Here is a 25,343-nt window from a genome sequence, read left to right as displayed (position 1 = left end):
TGTTTTGGGAACTCATCCCTTCATCTTGCTCAGGCCCAAAAGCATCTGACCGCACAAGGTTTCAACAGGGGTGCCGGTTTGCTTGCACTGGGCCTCAATCTCGGCAACGCGGGCCATTGCTTTTTGCAAGCCGGGCATAGACCAACGATTGGTCTGGGCCTTGAATTGATCCGCCTGTTTAAAAAATATCGGCGGGGAAAGGGTTTTCATGGCGACGTCCATAGGGTTACCCTCCTGCATCGCGGCTTTGACCTGATGCAGGCGGCGGAAATGATTTTGCAGGGACCGTAAAACCACGATCACCGGCACGCCTTCCTCCAGCAGCCTTGTATAGGATTTAAGCGCCAGCGCACTCTGGCCCCCGCCAGTGCCATAAACCAGATCATCAAGCGAACCATCACCTACCCCGCCGCAACAAGCCTGTGCATCGGCCAGCGTGACCTTGCCGCCCGCGCCCGGCCCCATATAGGTCACCAGTTTGTCAATTTCCGCCCGTGCCCGCGCCCGGTCACCGGTCAGGACCGAAGCCAGCCACGACACAGCGTCGGGATCGGCGCCCATTCCGGCTTCGCGCAGCATATCCCGGATAATACCGGACACGCCGCGTTCGTCTTCGACGTAGCACGGCAAGGCCGCCGCGTTTTTGGCGGATTCACAAAGTTTGCGCAAGGATGATTTGGTTCCCAGCTCCCCGGCCTCAATCACCACGAGGTTTTGATCGCTGGGCAACTCAAGATATTCCTTTATCAGCGGGGTGAGCTTGTCTGCGCCATCCTCGATCCGGATCAGGCGGGCGCCGCCCATCATCGACATCGCCCCCGCTTCATCGGCCAGACGCGCCGGATCTTCAGAGAGCTGGTCAGCACTGAGCGTCACGGCATTGAACGGGTCGTTCAGGTCGGCAACCACTGTTTTACCAATGATCCCGGCGCGCTCCTTCATCAGCCCGTTGTCCGGTCCATAGACGAGAACAACCCGCGCCGCCGGATCGGGGCGCTTGACGAATGGCTCAATATCCCTGAATGAGAGTTTCATGCGCCTAGCTTAGCGCAAGCTTTTGTCCTTGAGTAGGCTTAAAGGGATGTTTTCCCAAACGTTGCGCATGGAACTCTGTACAGAAAAACTCCGGATCGGGGAACTCTTTGCGGAAATGCAAAGCCGGCGTCTCTCCCTTTGCCAGCGCTTTCGTCAAGGGCTGTAAAAGCGGATAACGATCACAGAATTTATCAAGCGTTCTGGAGAGCCGCTTGGCCGCCAAATGCATATCCAGCTTGCCGAATGTCAGAGTATGAAGACTGCTGTAATCATAACAAAGCCGTTCTACATCACGCAAAAGCAAGCCTTTGCTATCCCCCGGCCGCTCCGGGCTGTATCCGGCGCTTTTCAGGAAAGCGTCCGTCGCCGCGCCAAACTCTTCATCAAATGCGAGGGCAAAGGTCAGACCCGCCAGAGATTTGACCTGGTAATTGTCGCCGTTATCAATAAAGCGGGTTTCCACCCGGCGGCCCGGAACGCCCGGCGGCAAGGCGGAAATGCTGATGAGCTGATACTGGACAGAAGACGCCAGATTAAAATTGGCGCGGGTATGCATCTCTGGCGGCAATTCGCGCAAGCTGTGCATGGCCATGTCATTGAAAAGCGTTTCACAGCCGGTATCCGGATCGATATGGCAAAATAGCGGCGTATCCCAGATCAGGTCGTTATAAGCCTCCATAAATTTCCGGCCTTCTTCTTCCGACCAGTCTTTGGCATCCCACAGCGCCGGGGCAAATGCCCCTTCGATCCCGCAAGCATCCAGACGGCGCTTGTGCGCCAGATTGTTTTTAATCGCTGTGAATTGATCGTTATCATCAAAAGCATAAGGCGGCGTTGTGCTCAGAGCCGTGGCGATCAGCGGCGTTAAATGCGCCAAACGGCTGTAATACCGAAGAGCCGCGCCCGGCGACGCCGGACTGTGGGAACTTTGTATGCCGCTTACTGTCGTAAAATAACGGGCCCGTTCCGGTTTTTTTTCCGTGAAAAATTTTAAAAATGTCTGGGACCGCGGACGCGGGTGAATATTTTCACAAAGAGTCTGGTAATTTGTTGTCGGGAAAACGGCAAAAGGGCTGGCCATCAGGCACAAATCCATGGCCCCTTTCATAACATCGCTATGCTGGGCCAGAATTTCATCGACACAGGCCTGCTCTTCCCCTTTGGCAAAAGGGTGGCCGCTATTGACTTCGAATGTCTGGGCGCTGGCCTCGGCACAGACCCTCGTTTCAACATGACCGGCCAAGGCTTCAAATGTTTCAACGTCCATTGGACGACTGCCACTGAAAAGCTGCTGTTCGAATTCCAGCCCCGCCATAGGCACGTCCGCGCCCCGCGTAAATTCAGAGCGCGTATCTTCCGGCCCTGCCAGCACTGTGCGGTCGCGGTCTATATTTGACATAATATTTATTCCTCTATTCTAAAAGGCTCCCGGGCCTTATTTCAGCTCTGCTATTCTGTTCTTGATTATTTTGGGGAGCGCTTTATCGCCACAGCCACTTCGCGTGGCAGAGGAGCCTATCCTCTGCCGGGACGCATCATCATGCTGTTGGTCGATAAAATCATTATATTAGCCGCCATTGTCATTTTTTATTTTTATGAGAAATAATAAAACAGGAAAAGGGGCTTTTTTGTCAAGAAATAAAAGTTAAGGCCGACGATCAAAATACAGCGCTAACTGCAATTCAATCTGGCGCGCCAGATCGTTCAGGGCATTTTCCCGGGCGTTGCGCTCGGACACGCGCGTGGTAAACCGCCCCTCCAGGATGTTAAAGCTGGTCATGGCCATTAATTCGCGTTTGAGCAGCGTTTCCCCGGTCGTTTTATCAACCAGCGTCATCTCTGTGTCCAATCGCAGTTGCGCCCGCGTCGCGTCGGATGTTTTGGTAATGTCGAGATCGGTTATGCGCTCTTCAACAGGCTTAATTTCCAGCGTATACAGCGGATCGGCGGGCCTGCCGGATTTGTAAAACCGGTCGATCAGGGCGTTGCGCAAAAACTGGCCGGAGCGATCCTTGATATTATCAATGTAGATCCGGTCCATCTGGCCGCTGACAGCGGCGCTTTCCATGGCACTATGACTGCCGTACATGGGTGAAAACCCGCAGGCGGACAGCACAAACAAAACGCCCGCAAAGGCAAAATATCTAGCCAACAACAACATTGACAATCCTGTTCGGTACAACAATCACCTTGCGAATTTGTTTGCCATCCGTGAATTTCTGAACGCCCGGTTCGGACAGCGCTATTTCCTCGGCCTGTTTCCGATCGGCATCTTTGGGCAGTGTAATCGTCGCCCGGAGCTTGCCATTGACCTGCACGGCGATCGAAACCGTGTCGGCCTGCATCAGGGATTTATCGGCCTGCGGCCATTTGGTATCCACCAGCATTGCCTCATGACCGAGCTTTTGCCACAGCCCTTCAGCCAGATGCGGCATCATCGGATTCATGCATTGCACCAGCACTTCGATGGCCTCGCGCAACGCCCATTTACCAGCATCATCGGATGGTTTGAAAGCATCGATAGCGTTAGACAATTCCCGGACTTTGGCTACCGCCTTATTCATCAGGAACGCTTCGATATCATCGGCCACTCCCGCCGCCGTCTGGTGAGACTTCCGGCGCAGATCCAGCGCAGAATCGGTGAATTTATCCGGCGTTGCCACGCCCGCCGCCGGCAAACCGTCAATCGCGGCGGCTACGCTCTTGTACAATTTATTCACATAGCGCCATGCACCCTCGATCCCGGACTCGGTCCACTCAATATCGCGTTCGGGCGGAGAGTCAGAGAGGATAAACAGCCGCGCCGCATCCGCGCCGTAGGTGCTGATAATCACTTCCGGGTCGACGACGTTTTTCTTGGATTTGGACATTTTTTCGATCCGGCCTTCGATTACCGGGGTACCATCCTCGATTTTCGTCCATTTACCATCGGCTGATTTTTCGACTTCGGTCGGCAAAACCCATTTGCCGCCTTGATCCTTGTACGTCGCGTGCGTCACCATGCCTTGCGTAAACAGGCCGGAAAACGGCTCGCTGACGTCCAGATAACCGCAATCGCGCAGGGCACGGGTGAAAAAACGAGAATACAGAAGGTGCATCACAGCGTGTTCAACGCCGCCGATATATTGGTCGACAGGCAGCCAGTACCCCGCTTTATCCTTATCAAAGCCAGTCGCCTCATTGCGGGGATCGGCATAGCGGGCGAAATACCAGCTCGATTCAAAGAACGTATCGAACGTATCCGTTTCGCGCTCGGCCGCGCCGCCACAGGACGGGCATTTGGTATGCTTCCATGTCGGGTGATGAGCCAGCGGGTTGCCCGGCTTGTCGAACGTGACATCGTCGGGCAGCTCAACGGGCAACTGGTCTTCGGGCACCGGCACCACGCCGCAGGACGGGCAGTTAATCATAGGGATCGGGCAACCCCAGTAGCGCTGGCGCGATACGCCCCAGTCGCGCAAGCGATATTGCGTGGTACCAAATCCCTTGCCCAGTTCCTCGAGCTTTTCAATCGCTTTATTGATTGCATCGGGTACAGACAGACCGTTCAGGAAATCAGAGTTCATCAACGCGCCATCGCCGGTATAGGCTTCGGTCAGCGGCTCTTCGCCGCCAGATACGACCGCCTTGATCGGCAAATCATATTTCTTCGCAAAATCAAAGTCACGCTGGTCGTGGGCCGGGCAGCCGAAAATCGCGCCGGTGCCGTAATCCATCAGGATAAAGTTCGCCACGTAGACAGGCAGATCAACGCCGTCTATGAACGGATGTTTCACCCGCGCGCCGGTATCAAAGCCGAGCTTCTCAGCCTGGGCAATCGCTTCTTCGGAGGTGCCAATGGATTGGCATTCCTTAACGAATTCTTCGAAGCCGTCCTTGTTCCCCGCCAGTTTGGCGCTCATCGGGTGGTCAGGGGCGAGCGCCACGAAGGCCGCGCCATACAGCGTATCGGGCCGGGTGGTGAAAACTTCGATCTGGTCGTCACTGCCAACAATATCGAATTTGAACTGGGCACCGCGGGATTTGCCAATCCAGTTTTGCTGCATGATTTTGACCTTGTCCGGCCAACGCCCTAACGTATCAATCCCGTCCAGCAATTCATCGGCATAGTGCGTGATTTTCAGAAACCACTGGTTCAGTTTCCGGCGCTCCACCGGCGCGCCGGTCCGCCAGCCCTTGCCGTCGACAACCTGTTCATTGGCCAGAACGGTGTTATCAACCGGGTCCCAGTTAACCGTGGATTCTTTCTTGTAGGCCAGTCCCTTTTTGTAGAAATCGAGGAACATTTTTTGTTCGTGTTTGTAATAGCCAGGGTGACAGGTTGCGACTTCGCGGGACCAGTCAATCGAAAGGCCCATCGTTTTCAGCTGGTCACGCATGACCTTGATGTTTTGGTAGGTCCATTCACCCGGGTGCGCGCCGCGTTCAATGGCGGCGTTTTCCGCCGGCAGGCCAAAAGCATCCCAGCCCATCGGGTGGATCACGTTAAAGCCCTGCGCCTTGCGGTAGCGCGCCACGACATCGCCCAGCGTATAGTTACGAAGGTGACCGGCATGAACACGGCCAGACGGATAGGGAAACATCTCCAGCACGTAATATTTGGGTTTATCCTTATCTTCCGTGACTTCAAAAGCGCCGCTTTCATCCCAGCGGGCGCGCCAGCGGTTTTCCGTTTCCTTGATATTATAACGCTCGTTGCTCATTGCCGTTTCTTTTTGCAATATTGATGGACCGGGTATTTAAATCATATCCCCTATTTATGTGCAAGATCGGGCTTTCCCGGCACGACGGCTTTTTTTGGTATCTTTTCCTCAAGGATATTCTGCGCTGCCGTGTTTATAAGAATGAAAGAGGGTCTTTGCTTCATAATAATAATCACCATTTTTGCCGAACCACGAAGGAATTCCTCGTCCTTGTCGTTCCGCAGGTACATGATCGCCATATTATCAACGTGATCTCCGCCCAGAGCCTCGACTAAAACATCAGCATCATCTTCATGATAAGGATGTAAATAGCCGCTTATTTTCCCCTCAGAGTCACGAAGGCCCAAACAAAGATGCTCCGTATAGTTGAGATAACGCTCGATCGTTGCCTTGGGCAGCCCCATTATTTTTTTGTAGTCGTAAGCAAAGTTGGTACTGCCTGTCGCCGCTTTAACAAATTCCCTCAGAACCGCTTCTTTCATTATTACACCCTATCATTCTTAATTATTTAGAGGGTATGGCGGACACTCTCTTATGTCAACATCATTGCCAGATTAATGAATTGATCGACGGTGATTTGCTCGGCGCGATTTGTCGGATCTATGCCCGCCTGTTCCAGCACGGGCAGATATTCTTTCAGTGTTGACCGCAGCATCTTACGGCGCTGGCCAAAGGCTGCGGCCGTCAGTTTTTCTATAGTCTGGAAATCAGGTTGGTCGTTGGACAATGTTTTGGGGATTAGCTGAACAATACTGGAGGTCACCTTGGGCGGCGGCGTAAAGGCACCGGGCGGCAAGTCAAAAACCTTGCGACAATCACATAGCCATTGCGACAAAACGCTCAACCGTCCGTAGTCACGGCCCCCCGGCACGGCGCAAATGCGCTGAACGACTTCCTTCTGGAACATAAGGGTCATAGAGTCATAAGCACGGCCCCCATGTGTCTGGCGTAGCCAACCGATCAAAAGTGGCGTTGCGATATTATAGGGAAGATTTGCAACGATTGCCCGTGGCCCGTCTGGGGCCAACGAGAGCAGATCTGTCTTTAGGGCGTCACCATGTATGACCGTTAACTGCCCACCTGCGGCCGCCACCAAATCTTGCAAAGCGGCAATGGCTCTTGGATCATATTCGATGGCAATTACTTTCTTTGCCCCCGCTTTCAACAAAGACCGGGTCAGCCCGCCGGGGCCGGGACCGATTTCAAATACGGTTTTGTCGGACAAATCCCCGGCGCTCCGGGCAATTTTATCGGTGATATTGGCATCCAGCAGAAAATTCTGGCCCAGTTTTTTTTCCGCTCGCAGATTGTGTCTGGCGATGACATCGCGTAGCGGCGGCAGGTTATCCCATTGCGCTGTCATGTCAGGATTCAGGGTTGCGGTGCTCGATGAAAGCAGAGGATTTCAGATCAAGCAGGTAACGCTGTGCCTGCCGCTCCAGCTCCTGCACACCCATGCGGTGACGCAGCGCATCGGCAGACGGGATCGTTTCCTCGGCAATCGTGCGTTTTTTACGCAAATAAAGGATATGGTAGCCCGCCAGAGTCCTGATCGGCTGGCTCAAATCGCCCTCTTCCATTTTGGCCAGCTGCTCTTCGATTTCAGGGGCTAGCTGGCCTTGCTGCACCCAGCCCATATCGCCGCCGCGCGAGGCACCGGCCGACTGGGAAAACTGGCTGGCAATTTTCGGGAACGGGATATGGTCTTGCAATAACTGCCGGATTAAACGGTCTGCGAGCTGTTTAACGTTGGATTCTTCCTTTTGTTCCTCCACCGGCAAAAATATCTCGGAAAACAGGAATTCCGTTTTGCCGATATCGGCCGTTAGACGAGCCAGCAAAGAATCAACCTGGCTGTCGGTAATCACGATGTGGGATCCAACCTCACTTTGCACAACATCCGACCACGCCATGTTTGCCCGGATCTGGGCCCGCAGCGTATAAGGCGATACGTGTTCACGTTTCAGGATGCTCGAAAATTGTTCCGCGGTCATGTTGTTGGACTCGGCCAAAGAGATAAACCCCTGATCGACCTGTTCGTCCGTGATTTCGATCCCCAGACGGTCCGCTTCCTGCAATTTGATCTGTTCATCAATCAGGCTGGCCAAAATCTGGCTCCGCATCCGGTCGCGGATTTCCCTGTTATCCGGCATCCCGGATGAAACGATAATCAGCCGCATCCGGTCTTCCAGCTCTGATGCGGAAACTGCGCCGTTATTGACGATCGCAATAATGCTTTCCGAGCGTTTTGTTTCAGCACGGCTCAAGGAAGGGGCGCAGAGGAACGTGCCCCATAAACCGGTTATCAGCAATATAATCAGAATCCGCATTTACTTATCCTGCGTTTGTTTTCGTAAACGGTCTTAGCAAATTCCGGGCATCCATGCACGTCTTTTCAAAAATCCTCAGGCGACTGCGCGGGCGAACGGGCCGCCCGGGCGGAAATGTGCCAAGTATCCGGGCAAGATCAAATCCATCCCGGTCGGCTCAACGCCCAGATTCGAAAGGGTCATCGCGCCCTCACTGACGATAGTATCCGTTTTCAAACTTTCAACCTGATCGCGCGTTAAAAGCGGCGTCGGTAAAAATTCCAGCACAAGGGCATCGGCCTTGGCCGCCCAGAAGGGCAGGGATATCAAAGGCCTTGGCCGCCCAGTACAGGAAAACATCCGTTCGTAAATTTCACGGAAGTTAACAATATCCGGTCCGCCCAGTTCATAAATCTTCCCGGTGACGTCCGCCCGCGTCAACGCCGCCATTACGGCATCGGCCACATCCCCGACATAAACCGGCTGAAATCGCGTCTTGCCGCCGCCAATCAAAGGCAGGGCCGGGGCATACCGCGCCAGTTCGGCAAACATGTTAAAGAAATTATCTTCCGGCCCGAAAATAACCGACGGGCGCAAAATTGTTGCCTGCGGAAATGCTTTCAAAACCGCTTCTTCACCCGCCCGTTTTGACCGGGCATATTTTGAGGTTGCCTTATCGACGCCCAGCGCCGAAATATGGACAAAGCGTTTTACGCCCGCTTTTTTACAGGCTTTGGCAATTTGTTCGGGCAATTCCACATGCGCCTTGTGAAAACCGTTTTTTCGTTTCTCAAACAAGCTGCCGACACAGTTCACCACCACATCAGCATCCTTAACCAGCGCCTCAACACATTCCACGCCGCCATCGCAAAGCAGGGGAACAATCTGGCCCACCGCCCCGCAAACCTTCAGGGCGTTGCCCCGCTCCGGTACGCGGGTAGCGATTTTGACGGTGTAGCCCTTGTTGGCCAGTTCCCGCACAACCTGCTTGCCAACAAATCCGGTTCCTCCGAAAACAGTGGCGACTTTGTGTTCGTAGCTCATAACGTCTTTCCCTAGAATTCAAACATGTAGCGCAGCAAAAATCCGGCCATATCGGAATCAACGCCGCCTTCCTCTGTGCCGCGATAACCGACTTCTGCGGTCAGACCGTTGTTGAAGTCATAACCGCCGCTCACCTGAACCAGATGATCGTTCATATCAGAAAATCCGTTGCCCCGGTCAATATTGCGGGCCGTGTAGCCCAGTGCCAGATTCCATTGCTGGTAGCGCGTAATGACGCTGCCATACAGATAATCATGATCGTGAAAATTGCCGGTGACCCCGTCACGGACTCCGCCATAGGACGCGATTGTCGCATATTCGGCTTTCAAGTCAATTTCGAGATCATCATTGACCGGGAAGACATAGCCCGCACCAATCGCAACACCCCTCTCATCATCGCCGTTCACGCCATCAGCATCGCCCGCGCCCAGAAAACGATAGGCCGCATGATAGGTAAGATCTTCTATGCCGAACACGTTTTCTCCGTCCATCGCCACAGAAAAAGAAGAGAAATCTTCTGTATTTCCGGCGCCGCCGTCTTTTTTATCGTGTCGCTCCCGCGCGGTTATCAGAGAGTCGCTTAAAAATGTCGTATCGTTGAAAAATGTCGCCGCCGAGATTATGTGTTCGCCTTCATCTTCTGACCCGAAAATATACCCGGCACCTATGCCGATCTGCTCGGTGATTTCGTAATCCTCCGCAAAATCCTCGCTCCATATACCGCGCCCGAAATCCCATGCCGTACCAAATGCCGGATTAAATTTCCCGGCCCATACCGCATAACGACCATTCTCAAAATTCAGCTTCAATTCTTCTGCAAACACCCCTTCACTATCAAACCAGATATCTTCGTGGTGCCCCGGATTTCCCGCGATAGCTTGATCGAAAGGCTCCAGAACCAGAACGCCGTCAACGAAAAAATGTTCCGTCAGGCCTACAAAGGGTGCGACTTCCGTGCGTAAAAAAGAATGATTTTTTTCATTGTTTGGATCATCCGATTCGTATGTCAGTTCGTTTTGCCATTCGATCACAACATCGCCGGATAATGAGGGACTAAATTCATCAGCCTGCCCTTTCTCCGGGATCAAGCAGCCCCCCAACAAAAGAGTTGGGATTGCTATAAATCCTTTTGTTTTCGTAAACATCCTGTCTCTCCTTTTGCGAACATTTTCTATTCGAAAGTATACTGACCTTGGCCGAAACCGGCCATACAATGATTGTCGGCTATACACAAAAGATCTATCCGGACAGGGTTACGAAACTATCCATGACCCGTTTTTGCCCGGCACGGTCGAACTTGATATCCAGCTTGTGACCGTCAACATGTGTTACCGTACCGGGACCAAATTTATCATGATGAACCCGGCTGCCGCGTATAAATTCCATGCCCTGATTATTAATGGATTTGCGCTCGGCGATCACGGGCTTAGGGGCTGCCGGGCGCGGCTGGAACCCACTGCTATCCCAATGCTGGGAGCGTCCCGATCCCCCGGACAGCCCTGTATCCGCGCTCACCTCGACATGATCTTTGGGTAGCTCATCGACAAAGCGTGAGGGAATGGCGCTGATCCAGTTGCCGTACATCAGGCGCTGGGCCACAAAAGAAATATAGGCGCGCTGCCGGGCGCGAGTAATACCCACGTATGCCAGCCGTCGCTCTTCCTCCAGTCCCTTGATACCATGTTCGTCCATGGAACGCTGGGAGGGAAACAACCCTTCTTCCCAGCCCGGCAGGAATACGGCGTCAAATTCCAGCCCCTTAGCCCCGTGCAAAGTCATCAGCGTCACGTGCGCCCCTTGTGTGTTATCCTGACTTTCCATGACCAGTGCGATGTGCTCCAGAAAGGCCGGAAGGGTTTCAAATTCCGCCATCCCTGTGACCAGCTCTTTCAGGTTTTCCACCCGGCCCGGCGCATCCGGCTCCTTGCTGGTTTGCCACATCGTCAGATAGCCGGATTCTTCCAAAACCATCCCGGCCAGCTCCGTGTGTTTCATCGTATCCAGCAAAGAGCGCCAGCGTTCGAACTGGTCGATCAGGGTTATTAGCGGATTTTTGGCGCGGGCCGTTAATTCGTCTGTCTGGATGATATCCTGAATGGATTGATACAGGCTGATCCCCTGTCCCCGCGCGTGAGCGTAGAGTTTTTGCACCGTTGTATCACCGATGCCGCGTTTGGGGGTATTGATGATGCGCTCCAGCGCCAGATCATCGGCGCTTTGGGAAATTACCCGCAGATAAGCCAGCGCGTCGCGAATTTCCAGCCGCTCGTAAAAACGCGGTCCCCCGATCACCCGGTACGGGATACCGAGCTGGATAAACCGCTCCTCGAACGCCCGCATCTGGAACCCGGCCCGCACCAGAACCGCCATACGGTCGGCCGACCAGCCTTTGCTCTGCAGGGCTTCGATCTCTTCACCAACCCAGCGCGCTTCGGCCATGCCGTCCCATAACCCCCGCACGATGATCTTTTCACCCTCATCATCGGCGGTGAACAGATTTTTGCCCAGCCGCCCCTCATTCTGGGCAATTACGGCGTTGGCTGCGGCCAGAATATGGCCTGTCGAGCGGTAATTTTGCTCCAGTCTTATAATTTTCGCGCCGGGAAAATCTTTCTCAAAACGCAGGATATTCCCGACCTCCGCGCCGCGCCAGCCATAGATCGACTGATCATCATCGCCAACGCAGCAGACATTGTTCGCGCCCTGCGCCAACAAGCGCAGCCACAAATATTGCGCCACATTGGTGTCTTGATACTCGTCCACCAGAACATATTTGAACCGGCGGTGATAATCAGCCAGAACATCGGCGTTTTCAGGATTTTTGAAAATCGTAATCATGTGCAAAAGCAGATCGCCGAAATCACAGGCGTTGACTTCTTTCAGCCGTGCCTGATAGCGGCGATAAATCGCCAGCAACCGCCCGTCTAGCGCTTCGCCGACGTCATTCATCGACAGGTTTTCCGGGCGCTTTCCTTTGTCCTTGAACCGGTCGATCAGGGCAATGACCTGTCGGGGCGGGTTTTTCTTGGGATCGATATTCTCGGCTTCCATGATCTGTTTGATCAGGCGCACCTGATCGTCGGGATCGAGAATCGTGAAATTTGAGGTTAACCCGACAAGATCGGCATGCCGCCGCAACATCCGGGCCGCCAGCGCATGGAACGTCCCCAGCCACCAACCTTCGACCGGCTGTCCATCCAGAAGCTGGCTGACCCGCGCCCGCATTTCCTGCGCCGCTTTATTGGTAAAGGTCACGGCCAGAATCTGTGAGGGCCACGCTTTGCCCGTGCGCAGGATGTGCGCCAACCGCGTCGTCAATACCCGCGTCTTGCCCGTCCCGGCCCCGGCCAGAACCAGTACCGGGCCTTCCGTGGCTTCGACAGCTTCGCGCTGCGGCGGGTTCAGACCTTCAAAATAAGAGGGGGTCATCGGCATGCTTTCAGATAAAGAACTATTCATGCCTTAATAGATAGAGGGTTCGCCGTGAAAAATAAAGCGCCTTACGCCTTCGCCGGGGTCGGCGCGGCAGCCACCTGATTGCGGCCATTGTGTTTGGCGGTATACAGGGCGGCGTCGGCCCGCTCGATCAGGCTGGCGGTTTTTTCACCCGGCACGTATTCAGCCACACCAATAGACATGGTAATCCGCGCCAGTTTTTCCCCGGAATTCCGGTTCACTACATCCTTGGAAGCCATAGCCTTGCGCAGGGCGTTCCCCACCGTGACGCCGGCCGTTAAATTTGTTTCCGGAAGGATAATGGCAAATTCCTCCCCACCATAGCGGGCGGCCATATCCCGGCCCTTGACGCCATCCGTCAGGGTCTTGGCCACCAGACGCAAAACCTGGTCGCCGACCTGGTGTCCGAAATTATCATTGAATGTTTTGAAATGGTCGATATCTGCCATCAACAGCGTAAATGTCGATCCGTTCGCGGCGGCTTCCTTGGTAATCCGCTCAATTTCGCCATCAAAAGATTTACGGTTGGCCAGTCCGGTCAAGCCGTCTGTCAGCGCCTCTTTTCTGAAGGTTTCCAGATCGCGCTGCAACTCTTCCATTACCAGTGTCGACTGATCGAGCTGCTTTTCGAGCTTTATATTGTGTTCCAGCATCGATTCCGTATCGGACATAACAACCTGCAGGATACCGCGCAGCTGTTCGGCGTCTTCTATCGTGCTGATCTGGGAATTTACGCCGCCCAGCTTGCCGCTATATTCCGTTGTCGCATCTTTTACATCGCGCACGGCATCGGTCATATCACTGATGGTCGCATTGATCTGCGCGCCCGCCCGCCGCACAGCTTCTTCGCCACGATCCTTACTCAGAAAGCGCTGGTAAAGCTCAGCGCAAAAAGCTTCATCGAGATTTTTTTGCTCTTTTTCTGCGCCGTCAATTTCCTTCACAACCTCCGGGTTGCACTTGGCATAGTACACATACCAGAGTTCATACATCTCTGGCGTTGGCGATATGGTGAGCTTGCTGATCCGGTCGAATGCCTTTTTGGCATAGGTTGCCGCTTGCTCTTTATCGTGCGTATATTCCATCGGTTGTTGTGCCAGATTGGTCAAAAATTTTATTCCGTTTCCATTCCTATAATGAAGATATGTTCCTTAATCCAGACTTAATATATCCGCATTTTGATTAATTATACACCTGCTTTTTCAGGATTTTCTGCAACAATCGGGTTTTATCACTGCTCAGGGCTCTCTGTTTTTGAAATCCCGTACCCGGTTTCCGTACGCTGAACCTGAAGTAGCGGACATGTTTTATCGTCAATTTTCAAAATCGCAAGGCAAACCTCATTGTCCGGCGCTTCCTGTCCATCAAGACTCAGATCGACCGCCGCCCGGCATAAAAACGGCTCGGTAGCTGGTGCCGAGGCTTCATCCGGCACCACCGGCACATACAACACATGCGCAGCTGGACGGCCCGTTTGTGGATTACCGGCGATGACCAGTGCCATGCTGACAGAAGCCGCTTCCCCGTTTGACGGATCTTTGAACAAAACGCCCGTCATAATATTTTCAGCGGTTCCATCGCAGTCAAGATCGGCCTCCAGCCCGCTGCCATAACGCCAGAAAACATCCGGGTTTTCGGCGGCAACCACATTCATCCAGCGGGGGCGCTCTCCAAATTCGCGGGGCGTTTCGCCGGTCGCACGGCCTTTGAGCAATAACAAGCGCTCGATCCGCGCCGCCGTTAGTTCGGTCAGGCAAGCAAGCTCGTCGATCCGCTCCAGCGCCGGCGCGGCGGCGCGGGTCTTTTCCCATCCACATTCGGCATCACGGTAAGCGATCCATGATTGCTGCGCCGTTTTCAGCGCTTCTTTTTCTTCGTCAGACAAAACCGGCATTTGCGCCTCATCCCCGGATGTTTCCGGGGCGGGCGCTATCAGCGTTTGATACACGTTGTTCAGGCGGCCCATCGTATCTTCGTGGTGATTTTTGACACATTCCAGAACATCCACCGTGGATTTCGCCCGATCGCAATGGTTTGAAAACGGTTTAGAAGATGGTGTTGGCTGGGCCTGCGCCATTACAGGGGCGGTGCACAGCAATATAGCGCTAATCCAGAAAACCGGCCGAAAAACAGACATGGGAATTTTCCTCTGAAACAGGTGAAGTCCTTCGAGAAAAACTATAATGAATTCCTGTTTATATGAACAGGCAATAATGAAAAAAGGTCAGGCCGGTTAAGCCGCCATGCCGGGAACCATTAAGCCGCCGGAATTGTAGGTCATTCTGATCCCGGCCTTCTGGGCAAATTCCAGGTCCCTGGTATTGTTGATTTCAATGGCTTTGCCGCCGCGGATACGCAGAAGATCATCTATTTCAGACGTGTTGTTCTCCAGGTCTTTCAGGCCGGCCTCCAGTTTATCGACCATGGACATACCCGGAACCCAAGTATTTTCCAATGAATAGCCGACTTGATTGGCATCATCCATATTGAATTTTGCCTCTGGCGCCTTTGGGCCCGCCCCGGATAAAAAGCTAACCCCGGCGCCGATCGTGGCGACCGTATTGGCCAACGGCGCAACCGCGCCCAACCCCAGGGCTGACAAGCCGACATTCATTGCGACTGTCGACAGGCCATAAGACACACCCGTCGACATAAGAGAATGATCGTTTCCGCTGGTTGCAAAGTCTTGTCCATCAAAGGATTGCGGCTCGATGCCCGCAGGCGATTCATCCGCACGGGCGGTCATGTTCATCGCATTTTCTTTCAATGCATCCTTGAGGTTGCCTATTTCTTTTTTAAGCGCGCCCGCCACATGCTGGTTCCCCCGATTGGCTTCGGCTATCTGCTTTGTCGACATGCCTGTGCCGTTATTCACATTATTCGTATTGGGGCGCGGCACGTCTTTTATCTGGCCGGACAGTTCATGAATTCTTTTCAGCGAGCCTTCAACCGATATGCCGGACGGCCGTTGCGTCTGTTCTTGTTCGCGGGTTTTGAAAATTGACGGCCCTTGCATAGCGGGACCGTTGGCAATCATGCCGGCTTTATTGGCGGCAAACAGATCACGCGTACTGGTGAATCCAGTACTTTTATCGCCGAACATATCAGCGATCACCCCACGCGGGGTCGTGTCGTTATGTCTGTTATAACCTGCGTCTCCGAACATGCCCTAACGCCTTTATCCTCACACAATACATAATTCTTGTGCTTTTATCCTACAGGCAAATAATTAACATATCGTTAAAATTTCTGCTAGAGATTTTATAACTATCGTTATTTATCAATATGTTACGATATTCGCAGCCGCCGGTAACCCAGCGCCTCGGCCACATGATTTTTACTGATTGTCTCCGGCGCGCCCGCCAAATCGGCGATCGTCCGGGCCACCCGCCACAGTCTGTGATACGCCCGGGCCGACAGCTTTAATGTCTCCGCTGCCTGCAAGAACAGTGCGCGCGCATCGTCTTCCAGCGGCGCCAGTGTTTCCAGCTCTTCCCCGGTCAGATAAGCGTTCAGTTGGCCGTTATTGCGCGCCCTCTGGACATCGCGGGCGGCGGCAACGCGGGCGGCGGCGGCGGCAGAAGGCTCCCCGGTTTTGGCCGCCCCCAGATCAGCGACAGAAACCGGCGGCACGTCGACCTGAATATCTATCCGGTCAAGTAGCGGGCCGGAAAGTTTGGCCTGATAATCCAGCGCGCAACGCGGGGCGCGGGTGCATTCCTGATCCGGATCACCCAGATAACCGCAGCGGCACGGATTCATCGCAGCGATTAGCTGGAACCGCGCCGGGTAGGTCACATGGCTCTGGACGCGGGCCACGAGGGTTTCCCCCGTTTCAAGCGGCTGACGCAAGGATTCGAGCGTGCCGCGGGCGAATTCCGGTAATTCATCAAGAAACAGGACACCGTTATGCGCCAGTGATATTTCCCCCGGCTTTGCCTTGGTTCCTCCGCCGATCAGGGCCGGCAGCGACGCCGAATGGTGCGGATCGCGGTAGGGCCGCGTTTTCATCAGCCCCCCGCCCGGCAACGTCCCGGCCAGCGAATGGATCATGGAAACTTCCAGTGCTTCCTTTGGCGTCAAAGGCGGCAAAATACCCGGCAGGCAAGATGCCAGCATGGACTTCCCCGAGCCCGGCGGACCGATCATCATCAGGTTATGGCCCCCGGCAGCGGCGATTTCGAGCGCGCGCTTGCCGATTTCCTGACCGCGCACGTCCGAAAGATCCGGGGTTTTGACGGGGGCATTGTCATCGGCCAGCTTGGCAGCCGGGCGGTTCATAACCTGCGTGCCCTTGATATGGTTGATAAGCTGGAGCAAACTCCCCGGCGCGAGGATATCAATGTCCCCGGCCCAGGCCGCTTCCCCGCCGCAATCCGCCGGACAGATCAGCGGGTTATCGTTGGATGAAGCATGCAGCGCCGCGGGCAAAACCCCGGCGACAGACCGAATCGCCCCGTCGAGCGAGAGTTCCCCCAACACGGTATAGGCGGCCAGCTCTTCTTTCGGGAGCACATCCATCGCGGCCAGCAAACCCAGCGCGATCGGCAGGTCAAAATGGCTGCCTTCCTTGGCAAGGTCCGCGGGGGCAAGGTTTACCGTCAAACGTTTGGGCGGCAGGGAAATACCGAGGGCGTGCAAAGCACTTCTGACCCGTTCGCGGCTTTCGGCGACAGCCTTATCCGGCAAGCCCACAATCGTAAAGGCCGGCATGCCGTTGGATATCTGGACCTGTACATCCACATCGCGGACATCGACCCCCTGAAACGCCACTGTATTAATCCGCGCGACCATTTATTAAACCATCCCTGACAACCTTAGGTCTTGAACTCTTTTCCTTATTACACAGGGGGCGCATTTAGGAAAGCGCAAAAAAGGCGATCTTGTTAACCGGTGATTCACTTTTACCGCCTAAAACAGGGGGTGGTGAAATAATAATCTTGGGCGGTTACAGCCATGGAAAAAAACGAATTACGGGAACAAGATATTGCCATGCTGGCGCTGGAGCTGGTCGTGCCGCTGGTGGTGGGCGACATTCTGGACGGCCGCGAGGCCTTCGACGAGGTTGCGGAATATACCCTGCATGAAATGATCGGGGAAATGGCCCCGGATACGGCGCTTTTGTGCCTGTCGCTATCGGCGGGGGTTGTGGCGCGCCATTACCGGGACATTCCGTTATGCGGGGCGCTGGTCAAGGAAACCGACCGGATTATCGAGGAATATGCCGCCCTGTGGATTGCCAACAAAAACCGGACGGCTTCAATCGGCGATGCTGAAATCCGCGACCTTCTGGTCTATATCCCGGAAGATCTGGAGGCGATTGCCGATATTCTGGACGCGGCGCAACCGATGATTATGCGGCAAAACGATACGGCCGGTATTTTGTGCGAACTCCTCTCCCTGCAAGCGCTGGCTCATAGCGAGGCCGCACAGATCAGGCTAGAGGAAATCAACCTGCCGGCGCTGTCGCGTAATCCCGAAAAAGTGGCCGATAACGTCATTCCCTTTCCGGGAACGCGCCGTTAAGCGGCCCTCGACACCATCGGCCCGATCCGCTTTCCACCCAGAATATGAACATGGAAATGGGGCACTTCCTGGCCGCCGTTCACGCCCGTATTGGCAATGGTACGGAAACCATCGGCGGCCAGACCTTGATCGGTCGCAATCTTTGCCACCGCCGCCCACAGCGCCTTGACCTCTTCCGCCGGGGCGTTGGCGCTAAAATCCATCACGGAGACATACTGCCCCTTCGGAATCACGAGGATATGTACCGGCGCCTGCGGGTTAATATCCGGGAAAGCCAGCACATGATCGTCTTCGTAAATTTTTTCACACGGGATATCGCCGCGCAGAATTTTGGCGAAGACATTGCTGTCGTCATAAATTGTCATTGCCGGGCCTTTCTCAAAAAATTTGCAATTTCCACTTTTGGACATTATGTAGTTAGCCATGATCTTAACAATGCTCAAAGCCAAAATCCACCGGGCAACGATTACGCAGGCCGATCTTCATTATGAAGGTTCGATCACGGTTGATCGCGACCTGCTGGATGCGGCTGGTATCCTGCCCTATGAGCAGGTCGATGTTCTTGATATCAATAACGGCGCGCGCTTTACGACCTACACGATTGAAGGGCCGCGCGGATCGGGTATTATCGGGGTCAACGGTGCGGCGGCGCGGCTGGTCCAGCCCGGCGATCTTGTAATTATCTGCGCCTTTGCCCGGATGGAAGAGGCCGAAGCCAGCGCCCACAAACCGACAATCCTCTTGATGAATAGCGGCGCGAATACCATCAAGGAAACGCTTTAGTTATCCTGCGCGCCCAGTGATGGGTCAATCATTTTATAATAGCAGCGCCCGGCAATAATCTTGCCATCGATTCGCGCATAACATGGGTGCGTTCCGTAACAGATATAGCCCATGCCTTCATAGAGCGCGATAGCCGCGGTCATCGTTTCACGAACGTCCAGATTAATCACGCCGTAGCCGTTACTACGCAACCAGTTCTCGACTTCCTCGATCAACATGCGCGCCAGCCCGTATTTCCGCGCCCAAGGCGCTACGAAATTGGTTGTCAAAGTTACGGCAAAACTTTGGGCTTCGTTGTTTTTCGGGGGAAGAACAACCTGCGCCGTGCCACAAATCACGCCGTCCAGCCGTGCGACAAATAACAGCCGCGCCGGCACGGTAATCACGCCGCTCCAATACGATTCCAGCACTTCCCGCGCCGGCAGATGAACCCAGCCAAACCCCCCGCCGCTTTCAATCGCGGCGTCGGTGGCGTCGCATAAATCATTCATATCGGCCGGAGATAATTCCGTTACCAGCTCAACGCTGGCCGCCGGACCAGCGGGCATTATGCTTGTGTGTTCGCTCATGGGGTGCACCTGTTCCCTTCATAGACAATCTCGCCGCCTTGAAGGGCGGTCATAGAATTATCTTATCTTAACTAGCGTGGTTATCTTATGATTCAATCACAAAAAAGTGAATAAAACATGACCTTGCGGCGCAGCAATCCGGGGATCGCGCGGAAATAAAAGGACGAAGCGGTGGAAAATTTTTAAAGTTTGAACGGATCGTTGGGCATCAAAAACGAATCCGGTCGTCCTGTATATTTTTCGATGATCTTTTGTGGAATACCCGCGTTATAAAGTTCAAACATGGCTGTATCGAACATCTTTTTCAAACGCCAGTCGTCATCGTTGAACATTAGCGTCGCGGGCAGAATGCGGAACGGATTTGGTATCGCAATCCGTTTCAGGGAGCCGGGATTTTCCCGGATAAATTTGTCCATAACGACGGGCTCATCCAGAGTCGCATCGGCTTTACCGGTCAGAACTTCAAAATAGCGTTGTTTTGTCTGGGCCATTTGCGGCAGGGAAACCCGATGTACCCGCGGAAAGCTTATTTTTATCATTGAATCGATGGCATCACCATCCTGACAGGCGATACGAACATTGGACTGGTTAACGTCGTCATAGCTGTTAAACCGTTTGTCCTCAGCGCGCACATAAACATAGATCGGGCTGTAGTAGGCCGGATTGGAAAAATTAGCCGCGACCGAACGCTGCGGCGTTGGAAACAGAGAACTGCCGAACAGTTCGTACCGGCCCGTTTTGAACCCTTGTATGATTTCTCCCCAACCGACTTCTTCGGTCCATTCAACCGGAAAGCCGAGATATTCGCCGACCAGATTGGTAATCTCGTAGTAAATACCACTCATTTTTTTTGTCAGGGGATCAACGATGGTTGCCGGTTCATAGGTCGCCCAGGCACAGCGGATTTTGCCGGTACGCTGGATGCGCTCAAACGAAGTTTCCTTGTCCCGACTGCGGTTTTCTTCCGGGGCCGGGCCGGACATCGGTACCGCCATCAATGCCCCCGCGGTACCGGCAATAGCCCCCGCACCCAACATCTGTAAAAATTCGCGTTTATCCATGAATAACCTCCTCGGATATGGCCCGGACCGTTATTAATCTCTTAATCTTGATGTCCGCTGTTCTATCATAATATTATGTATAATATCAAGTTTTTCGCTTATTGTGACTCCAAACATCTTCCCTTGTCCAGAGGGCATAGGCCTTGACCTTTTATCTGTTTCCCGCCATGTAAGGAGGCAAAGGAGAATTGCATTATGGCTGATGAGCTGATGAACCCGCAGAAATGGCATTCCACAACGATCCTTGCCGTGCGCAAGAGGAATGACGTGGTGATCGCCGGGGACGGGCAGGTATCGATGGGTGACACGGTCCTGAAGGGCAACGCCAAAAAAGTGCGGCGACTGGGCAAGGACGGCGCGATTATCGCCGGATTTGCCGGGGCGACGGCTGACGCCTTTACCCTGTTCGAGCGACTGGAAGCCAAGCTGGAAGCCCATCCGGGGCAACTGGCACGGGCCTGTGTCGAGCTGGCCAAAGACTGGCGGATGGATAAATATTTGCGGCGGCTGGAAGCCCTGATGGCTGTCTGTGACAAGGAAAACTCCCTGATCCTGACCGGGAACGGCGATGTCGTCGAGCCTGAAGACGGCATTATCGGAATCGGCAGCGGCGGCAATTATGCCCTGTCAGCGGCGCGCGCCCTGATCGACCGGAACGACATGGACGCTGAAAGCATCGCCCGCAAATCGCTGGAGATCGCAGCCGGGATCTGCGTTTACACCAACGGCAATATTGTCATTGAAAAGCTTTAGGACAGGTCTCCGACAGCCTTTTCAAGCGCGGCGCGCCGTGTGTCAAACCGTTTGGCTGTCGGGATTTTTTTCAGGATACCATGGGCGGCCAGCATCGGCGCAATGGCGTTTTTCATGCCCCCGACATAAAGGCGGCAGCCTTTGTCTTTTAATTCTCCGATCATATCGGCCAGCGTCACCATAATGCTGATATCCATCATCCGCGCATCGGTCAGGTCGATAACGACGGCCTTATACCCTTCGTTCAGCCCCTCCATCCGCGCGGCCAGATCGCGCGCCGTGCCAAAACTGAGCGGACCGGTAAAGCGCAAGAGCAGCAAATCCGCGCCTGCCTGATCGAGAAGCGCTTGTTCGCCTTCGGTCAAATTATGACGCACATCGCTCTTGCCGCCGGCCGCAACAAACTGCACGTCGTCAATCTGGTGCGTGGCCAGACGGCGGGCGGTCATCAGGCTTTCCATGATAATGCCGACCGCGACCGCCATAATCAGGTCAACCGTCACGGTTAGAACCATTACGGTCAGCATCACGGCAATCGCCTGCCGGTCAGCGCCCTTGAACCCGGCTTCCACCAGGCGGCGTAAGAACGACCAGTCGATGATATCCCAGCCGACTTTCAGCAAAATACCGGCCAGTGCGGCGCGCGGGATATATTGCACCAGATCGCCCAGCCCCATGACGAAGGCCAGAAGCACCACGGCGTGAACCATCCCCGAGAGCGGCGTGCGGCCCCCTGCGCGGATGTTCACAACGGTCCGCATGGTAGCGCCCGCGCCGGGCAGACCGCCGATCAGGCCCGCCGCTATGTTGCCGATTCCCTGCCCGACCAGTTCCCGGTCCGGGTTATGGCGGGTGCGGGTGAAGTTATCGGCAACAAGAGAGGTCAGAAGACTGTCGATTGTGCCCAGCATGGCCAGTGTTAGCGCTGCTCCCAGAATGGATGATAATAGCTCTCCGCTCAAGGACGGCCACATCAGCGACGGCAGGCCGGCAGGAACGGCGTTCAGCGTCGGCGCCTCGGTGAACAGGAAATATGCCGCGAGAGTCGCCGCGATCAAAGCAGCCAGCGGCGGGGGTAAAAATGCCCGCCAGCGGCGCGGCATAAAGATTGCAACCAGCAAAGCGATCAGGCCCACAGCCAGCGCATGACCGTAAGGCGCCGTGAATTCACGGGTCAGACCTTTCAGGGTATCGACAACGGGGCCGCCGCCGTCATACCCCAGAAATACCGGGAGCTGGAGAATGATAATAATCAGGCCGATACCGCTCATAAACCCGGAAATCACCGGGTAGGGCACGTAAGAAATATAACGGCCCAGTTTTAAGTAGCCGAACAATATCTGGAACAATCCGCCCAAAATTACAGCTGCAAAAGCGGCGCCGGGATGCACCTGCATAGTAACCAGAACACCCGTCATGACAACCGTCATAGGCCCGGTCGGGCCGGAAATCTGGGTCGGTGTGCCGCCGAACAAAGCGGCAAAGAAACCCAGCGCAATCGCGCCGTATAGCCCGGCCTCCGGCCCGGCGCCCGATGCCACCCCAAAGGCCAGCGCCAGCGGCAACGCGACGACCGCCGCCGTCATGCCGCCAAATATATCGCCGCGCAGATGAGAGAAGAGATTCAAGGCGTGTTTTCCTTCCGTGAACAGAGATGATTTTACACCGCCACCGTCTGGAAATAAACGGCCATCTTTTGAAAGCGCCAAAAATCATTGTCAAAAATCCTGACCGCGCTATATATGATGCCCATGACCGAAACAGAAAATACAAAAATCACCAAGGATCCCCTCGACATTCCGGCCCTGACGCCGCGAGAGATTGTCAGTGAACTGGACCGTTTTATTATCGGCCAGTCCGATGCCAAGCGCGCGGTTGCTGTGGCGCTGCGCAATCGCTGGCGCCGGCAACAGCTCGACCCGGCGCTGCAGGAGGAAGTCTATCCGAAAAATATCCTGATGATCGGGCCGACCGGCGTCGGGAAAACCGAAATTGCCCGGCGGCTGGCAAAGCTGGCGCAAGCCCCGTTTATCAAGGTTGAGGCCACGCGCTTTACCGAGGTTGGCTATGTCGGTAAAGATGTTGAATCGATTATCCGCGACCTGACCGAAAGCGCCATTCACATGACGCGGGACAAGCTGCGCAAAACGGTACAGGCGCAGGCCGAGGTCTATGCCGAGGAACGTGTTTTAGATGCGCTGGTCGGCGAAAGCGCCAGCGACGGCACCCGCGACAATTTCCGCAAAAAGCTGCGTGAGGGCGAACTCAACGACCGGGAAATCGAGATTGATGTCCTCGACAAATCCGACATGATGCCAAGCTTTGATATCCCCGGCATGCCCGGTGCCTCGATGAGCATGGTGTCAATCGGCGATATGTTCGGCAAGGCGTTTGGTGAAAAGCGCAAGAAAAAGAAAATGGGCGTTGCGGAATCCTACGACATTCTGGTAACCGAGGAAGCCGACAAGCTTCTGGATGAAGAGAAAATCGTATCGACCGCACTGGATCTGGTCGAGCAAAACGGCATTGTTTTCCTTGATGAAATCGACAAAATTGCCGAACAGCAAGACCGGCGGGGCGGCGACGTATCACGCGAAGGCGTGCAGCGCGATTTGTTGCCGCTGATCGAAGGCACAACGGTTTCCACCAAGCACGGTCTGGTCAAAACCGACCATATCTTATTTATTGCTTCGGGCGCGTTTCATCACTCCAAGCCCTCGGATTTGCTGGCAGAGCTACAAGGACGGCTGCCGATCCGGGTGGAATTGCGCGCCCTGACGCGCGAGGACTTTAAACGCATCCTGACCGAGACTGAGGCTTGCCTGCCGCTGCAATACAAAGCCCTGCTGAACACCGAAAACGTCACTCTGGAATTTGAAGACGACGCGATTGACGAGATTGCCCGGCTGGCTTTCGAAGTTAATGAGAGCGTCGAGCAAATCGGGGCGCGGCGGCTGCACACCGTCATGGAAAAACTGCTGGAAGAAATATCCTTTACCGCCGCCGACCGCGGCGGCGAAACCGTGATCATCACAGCCGACCTGGTCAAAAAGAACGTTTCAGACCTTGCCAAGGATGCGGATTTAAGCCGGTTTATTCTTTGACGACCTGAAGGCCATGGATATCTGGGGATCCGGGGGTTCCGGCGCATGCCAATAACCCGGATCAATCTCTGCCAATTGCTTGGCATTGCTGACATACAGATCAACAGGAATGTTCGAAGGGGGCTCCCCGCTTATCAAACGGTTTCGCAAAAAGGCTCTCTGGGCCGCGGGATAAAAAGGACGGCTGCTGACGAGCATCGGCCGGTCTATGACCAGCGTATTTCTCAGTTTATCATTTTCGAAAGTCAGGCGCGGCGTGATCGTAAGTGATTTTCCCGTACGCAGCCATATTCTCTGCGGTTCGCAATAAACTCTTGTCTTGTCTTTGGAAGAGGCCAGATCATGACGCGCTGTCGGTTTCACGACCGTCAATGACAGGGGCCGCAAGTTCAAAGGATCAAGGTGCTTGTCCGATCTTGTTGCCGCGTCAACCAGTTGTCTGTATTGGTCCGATCCGATAAAAAGATCCTTCCATTCATAGTCTTCGCCCTGATACCACAGCTTTAGACTTGAAAGACCATCGTCTTCTATGCTGTCGAATTCTCTTTCAAGAAATTTAACCATCGCAGAAATGCTGGACACCGCCGGTTTATCCGTATGGTTATGCGCCGCTTCTATTTGCGTTTTACTGAGATGACCCTTGACCCACCGGTCGCGCCCCGGCGATGACCCCAGCGGGAAGTTTACTCGTAAATGGTAAAAGCCCTCTTCATAAAACGTCGTTTCCCGGTGTTTTGAAGCCTTGGCCTCAAAATCATATTTGCAGCCTTGTCCATGCTGACTGGAGGGATCTCTCCGCCAGTAGGGCTTTTTGGGATCTGTATTCTGGAGGCCTGCGGAGCCCTGTACCCAATGATAGGTGGCTTTTTCGCAATCGGGGCAACGGCATGCATAATCACATTTTGTTTCGTGATCCACGTCATCCGCGTTTAACAGATAAGGAAGGTCTTTGCCGGTCGCCTTGAGTTTTGCTTTTATTTCTCTCATTGTTTTATCTTTG

Annotated in this window: 23 protein-coding genes; 4 read left to right on the top strand and 19 right to left on the bottom strand. The window is 54.3% G+C overall.

Going from position 1 to position 25,343, the window contains the following annotated elements; all coding sequences use genetic code 11:
• Nucleotides 1–12: 12 nt before the first annotated feature.
• From H6868_02110 to H6868_02045, 14 genes are all read right to left on the bottom strand, one after another.
• Nucleotides 13–1,035, bottom strand: a complete 1,023-nt coding sequence (locus tag H6868_02110; protein ID MCB9988110.1) for a DNA polymerase III subunit delta — start codon at nucleotides 1,033–1,035, stop codon at nucleotides 13–15.
• Nucleotides 1,036–1,039: 4 nt separating this feature from the next.
• Entirely contained in the window at nucleotides 1,040–2,434 is a 1,395-nt protein-coding gene (locus H6868_02105) for a hypothetical protein (GenBank protein MCB9988109.1), read from the bottom strand.
• Nucleotides 2,435–2,680: 246 nt separating this feature from the next.
• Nucleotides 2,681–3,187, bottom strand: a complete 507-nt coding sequence (locus tag H6868_02100; protein MCB9988108.1) for a hypothetical protein — start codon at nucleotides 3,185–3,187, stop codon at nucleotides 2,681–2,683.
• The gene (locus H6868_02095; protein ID MCB9988107.1) at nucleotides 3,180–5,738 is read right to left on the bottom strand and encodes a leucine--tRNA ligase; all 2,559 of its coding nucleotides are present in this window, start codon (nucleotides 5,736–5,738) and stop codon (nucleotides 3,180–3,182) included. Before H6868_02095 ends, H6868_02100 begins: the two co-directional genes overlap by 8 nt.
• 50 nt (nucleotides 5,739–5,788) lie before the next feature.
• Complete coding sequence (locus H6868_02090; protein ID MCB9988106.1) at nucleotides 5,789–6,220, bottom strand: hypothetical protein; 432 nt, start codon at nucleotides 6,218–6,220, stop codon at nucleotides 5,789–5,791.
• A gap of 50 nt (nucleotides 6,221–6,270) precedes the next feature.
• A complete protein-coding gene (rsmA, locus tag H6868_02085; protein MCB9988105.1) occupies nucleotides 6,271–7,101 on the bottom strand; it encodes a 16S rRNA (adenine(1518)-N(6)/adenine(1519)-N(6))-dimethyltransferase RsmA in 831 nt (276 codons plus the stop codon).
• A 1-nt stretch (nucleotide 7,102) separates the two neighbouring features.
• On the bottom strand, nucleotides 7,103–8,068 hold the full coding sequence (locus H6868_02080; GenBank protein MCB9988104.1) for a peptidylprolyl isomerase: 966 nt from the start codon (nucleotides 8,066–8,068) through the stop codon (nucleotides 7,103–7,105).
• Nucleotides 8,069–8,143: 75 nt separating this feature from the next.
• A complete protein-coding gene (locus H6868_02075) occupies nucleotides 8,144–9,091 on the bottom strand; it encodes a complex I NDUFA9 subunit family protein (protein ID MCB9988103.1) in 948 nt (315 codons plus the stop codon).
• Between the two features lie 11 nt (nucleotides 9,092–9,102).
• Nucleotides 9,103–10,119: a hypothetical protein gene (locus tag H6868_02070; protein MCB9988102.1), complete on the bottom strand. Its 1,017-nt coding sequence runs from the start codon at nucleotides 10,117–10,119 to the stop codon at nucleotides 9,103–9,105.
• 211 nt (nucleotides 10,120–10,330) lie between these two features.
• A complete protein-coding gene (locus H6868_02065) occupies nucleotides 10,331–12,550 on the bottom strand; it encodes a UvrD-helicase domain-containing protein (GenBank protein MCB9988101.1) in 2,220 nt (739 codons plus the stop codon).
• A 41-nt stretch (nucleotides 12,551–12,591) separates the two neighbouring features.
• The gene (locus tag H6868_02060) at nucleotides 12,592–13,632 is read right to left on the bottom strand and encodes a GGDEF domain-containing protein (protein MCB9988100.1); all 1,041 of its coding nucleotides are present in this window, start codon (nucleotides 13,630–13,632) and stop codon (nucleotides 12,592–12,594) included.
• Between the two features lie 146 nt (nucleotides 13,633–13,778).
• Nucleotides 13,779–14,684, bottom strand: coding sequence for a DUF1311 domain-containing protein (locus H6868_02055; GenBank protein MCB9988099.1), 906 nt, complete (start codon nucleotides 14,682–14,684; stop codon nucleotides 13,779–13,781).
• A gap of 96 nt (nucleotides 14,685–14,780) precedes the next feature.
• Nucleotides 14,781–15,713 (bottom strand): hypothetical protein, encoded by a 933-nt coding sequence (locus H6868_02050; protein MCB9988098.1) that lies wholly within the window; start codon nucleotides 15,711–15,713, stop codon nucleotides 14,781–14,783.
• 122 nt (nucleotides 15,714–15,835) lie between these two features.
• The gene (locus H6868_02045; GenBank protein ID MCB9988097.1) at nucleotides 15,836–17,341 is read right to left on the bottom strand and encodes a YifB family Mg chelatase-like AAA ATPase; all 1,506 of its coding nucleotides are present in this window, start codon (nucleotides 17,339–17,341) and stop codon (nucleotides 15,836–15,838) included.
• 162 nt (nucleotides 17,342–17,503) lie between these two features.
• On the opposite strand from H6868_02045, the gene H6868_02040 reads away from it, so the two are divergent.
• Nucleotides 17,504–18,073, top strand: coding sequence for a hypothetical protein (locus H6868_02040; protein ID MCB9988096.1), 570 nt, complete (start codon nucleotides 17,504–17,506; stop codon nucleotides 18,071–18,073).
• Here the strand turns inward: H6868_02040 and H6868_02035 are convergent.
• Nucleotides 18,070–18,438, bottom strand: a complete 369-nt coding sequence (locus H6868_02035; protein ID MCB9988095.1) for a histidine triad nucleotide-binding protein — start codon at nucleotides 18,436–18,438, stop codon at nucleotides 18,070–18,072. The two genes, H6868_02040 and H6868_02035, sit on opposite strands and share 4 nt — an antisense overlap.
• Before the next feature lie 58 nt (nucleotides 18,439–18,496).
• Between H6868_02035 and H6868_02030 the strand changes: the two genes are divergently transcribed.
• Nucleotides 18,497–18,856, top strand: a complete 360-nt coding sequence (locus H6868_02030; GenBank protein MCB9988094.1) for an aspartate 1-decarboxylase — start codon at nucleotides 18,497–18,499, stop codon at nucleotides 18,854–18,856.
• Here the strand turns inward: H6868_02030 and H6868_02025 are convergent.
• Complete coding sequence (locus H6868_02025) at nucleotides 18,853–19,404, bottom strand: GNAT family N-acetyltransferase (GenBank protein ID MCB9988093.1); 552 nt, start codon at nucleotides 19,402–19,404, stop codon at nucleotides 18,853–18,855. The genes H6868_02030 and H6868_02025 overlap by 4 nt on opposite strands.
• A 203-nt stretch (nucleotides 19,405–19,607) precedes the next feature.
• Nucleotides 19,608–20,486 carry an amino acid ABC transporter substrate-binding protein gene (locus H6868_02020; GenBank protein ID MCB9988092.1) on the bottom strand — a complete coding sequence of 293 codons (879 nt, stop codon included), beginning with the start codon at nucleotides 20,484–20,486 and terminating at the stop codon, nucleotides 19,608–19,610.
• Between the two features lie 195 nt (nucleotides 20,487–20,681).
• On the opposite strand from H6868_02020, the gene hslV reads away from it, so the two are divergent.
• Nucleotides 20,682–21,239 (top strand): ATP-dependent protease subunit HslV, encoded by a 558-nt coding sequence (gene hslV, locus H6868_02015; GenBank protein ID MCB9988091.1) that lies wholly within the window; start codon nucleotides 20,682–20,684, stop codon nucleotides 21,237–21,239.
• On the opposite strand, the gene H6868_02010 is transcribed toward hslV, so the two are convergent.
• Nucleotides 21,236–22,867, bottom strand: coding sequence for a SulP family inorganic anion transporter (locus tag H6868_02010; protein MCB9988090.1), 1,632 nt, complete (start codon nucleotides 22,865–22,867; stop codon nucleotides 21,236–21,238). The genes hslV and H6868_02010 overlap by 4 nt on opposite strands.
• Nucleotides 22,868–23,035: 168 nt before the next feature.
• Between H6868_02010 and hslU the strand changes: the two genes are divergently transcribed.
• Nucleotides 23,036–24,343 carry an ATP-dependent protease ATPase subunit HslU gene (hslU, locus tag H6868_02005; protein ID MCB9988089.1) on the top strand — a complete coding sequence of 436 codons (1,308 nt, stop codon included), beginning with the start codon at nucleotides 23,036–23,038 and terminating at the stop codon, nucleotides 24,341–24,343.
• On the opposite strand, the gene H6868_02000 is transcribed toward hslU, so the two are convergent.
• Nucleotides 24,323–25,330 carry a hypothetical protein gene (locus H6868_02000; protein ID MCB9988088.1) on the bottom strand — a complete coding sequence of 336 codons (1,008 nt, stop codon included), beginning with the start codon at nucleotides 25,328–25,330 and terminating at the stop codon, nucleotides 24,323–24,325. The two genes, hslU and H6868_02000, sit on opposite strands and share 21 nt — an antisense overlap.
• Nucleotides 25,331–25,343 lie beyond the last annotated feature (13 nt).

This window comes from Rhodospirillales bacterium (assembly GCA_020638175.1).
In the GTDB taxonomy this organism is placed as follows: Bacteria; Pseudomonadota; Alphaproteobacteria; order Micavibrionales; family Micavibrionaceae; genus JACKJA01.
Note: the sequence above shows the minus strand (reverse complement) of the source record. Positions and strands in the feature narration are given on the sequence as shown.

What these genes read in the sequence shown, in the direction of transcription:
- H6868_02110 (MCB9988110.1), bottom strand. Translation starts at nt 1,035, where the DNA reads ATGAAACTCTCATTCAGGGATATTGAGCCATTCGTCAAGCGCCCCGAT.
- H6868_02025 (MCB9988093.1), bottom strand. Translation starts at nt 19,404, where the DNA reads ATGCCCGCTGGTCCGGCGGCCAGCGTTGAGCTGGTAACGGAATTATCT.
- H6868_02050 (MCB9988098.1), bottom strand. Translation starts at nt 15,713, where the DNA reads ATGTTCGGAGACGCAGGTTATAACAGACATAACGACACGACCCCGCGT.
- rsmA (MCB9988105.1), bottom strand. Translation starts at nt 7,101, where the DNA reads ATGACAGCGCAATGGGATAACCTGCCGCCGCTACGCGATGTCATCGCC.
- H6868_02075 (MCB9988103.1), bottom strand. Translation starts at nt 9,091, where the DNA reads ATGAGCTACGAACACAAAGTCGCCACTGTTTTCGGAGGAACCGGATTT.
- hslV (MCB9988091.1), top strand. Translation starts at nt 20,682, where the DNA reads ATGGCTGATGAGCTGATGAACCCGCAGAAATGGCATTCCACAACGATC.
- H6868_02035 (MCB9988095.1), bottom strand. Translation starts at nt 18,438, where the DNA reads ATGACAATTTATGACGACAGCAATGTCTTCGCCAAAATTCTGCGCGGC.
- H6868_02105 (MCB9988109.1), bottom strand. Translation starts at nt 2,434, where the DNA reads ATGTCAAATATAGACCGCGACCGCACAGTGCTGGCAGGGCCGGAAGAT.
- H6868_02020 (MCB9988092.1), bottom strand. Translation starts at nt 20,486, where the DNA reads ATGGATAAACGCGAATTTTTACAGATGTTGGGTGCGGGGGCTATTGCC.
- H6868_02065 (MCB9988101.1), bottom strand. Translation starts at nt 12,550, where the DNA reads ATGAATAGTTCTTTATCTGAAAGCATGCCGATGACCCCCTCTTATTTT.
- H6868_02090 (MCB9988106.1), bottom strand. Translation starts at nt 6,220, where the DNA reads ATGAAAGAAGCGGTTCTGAGGGAATTTGTTAAAGCGGCGACAGGCAGT.
- H6868_02040 (MCB9988096.1), top strand. Translation starts at nt 17,504, where the DNA reads ATGGAAAAAAACGAATTACGGGAACAAGATATTGCCATGCTGGCGCTG.
- H6868_02030 (MCB9988094.1), top strand. Translation starts at nt 18,497, where the DNA reads ATGATCTTAACAATGCTCAAAGCCAAAATCCACCGGGCAACGATTACG.
- H6868_02055 (MCB9988099.1), bottom strand. Translation starts at nt 14,684, where the DNA reads ATGTCTGTTTTTCGGCCGGTTTTCTGGATTAGCGCTATATTGCTGTGC.
- H6868_02000 (MCB9988088.1), bottom strand. Translation starts at nt 25,330, where the DNA reads ATGAGAGAAATAAAAGCAAAACTCAAGGCGACCGGCAAAGACCTTCCT.
- H6868_02045 (MCB9988097.1), bottom strand. Translation starts at nt 17,341, where the DNA reads ATGGTCGCGCGGATTAATACAGTGGCGTTTCAGGGGGTCGATGTCCGC.
- H6868_02080 (MCB9988104.1), bottom strand. Translation starts at nt 8,068, where the DNA reads ATGCGGATTCTGATTATATTGCTGATAACCGGTTTATGGGGCACGTTC.
- H6868_02060 (MCB9988100.1), bottom strand. Translation starts at nt 13,632, where the DNA reads ATGGAATATACGCACGATAAAGAGCAAGCGGCAACCTATGCCAAAAAG.
- H6868_02095 (MCB9988107.1), bottom strand. Translation starts at nt 5,738, where the DNA reads ATGAGCAACGAGCGTTATAATATCAAGGAAACGGAAAACCGCTGGCGC.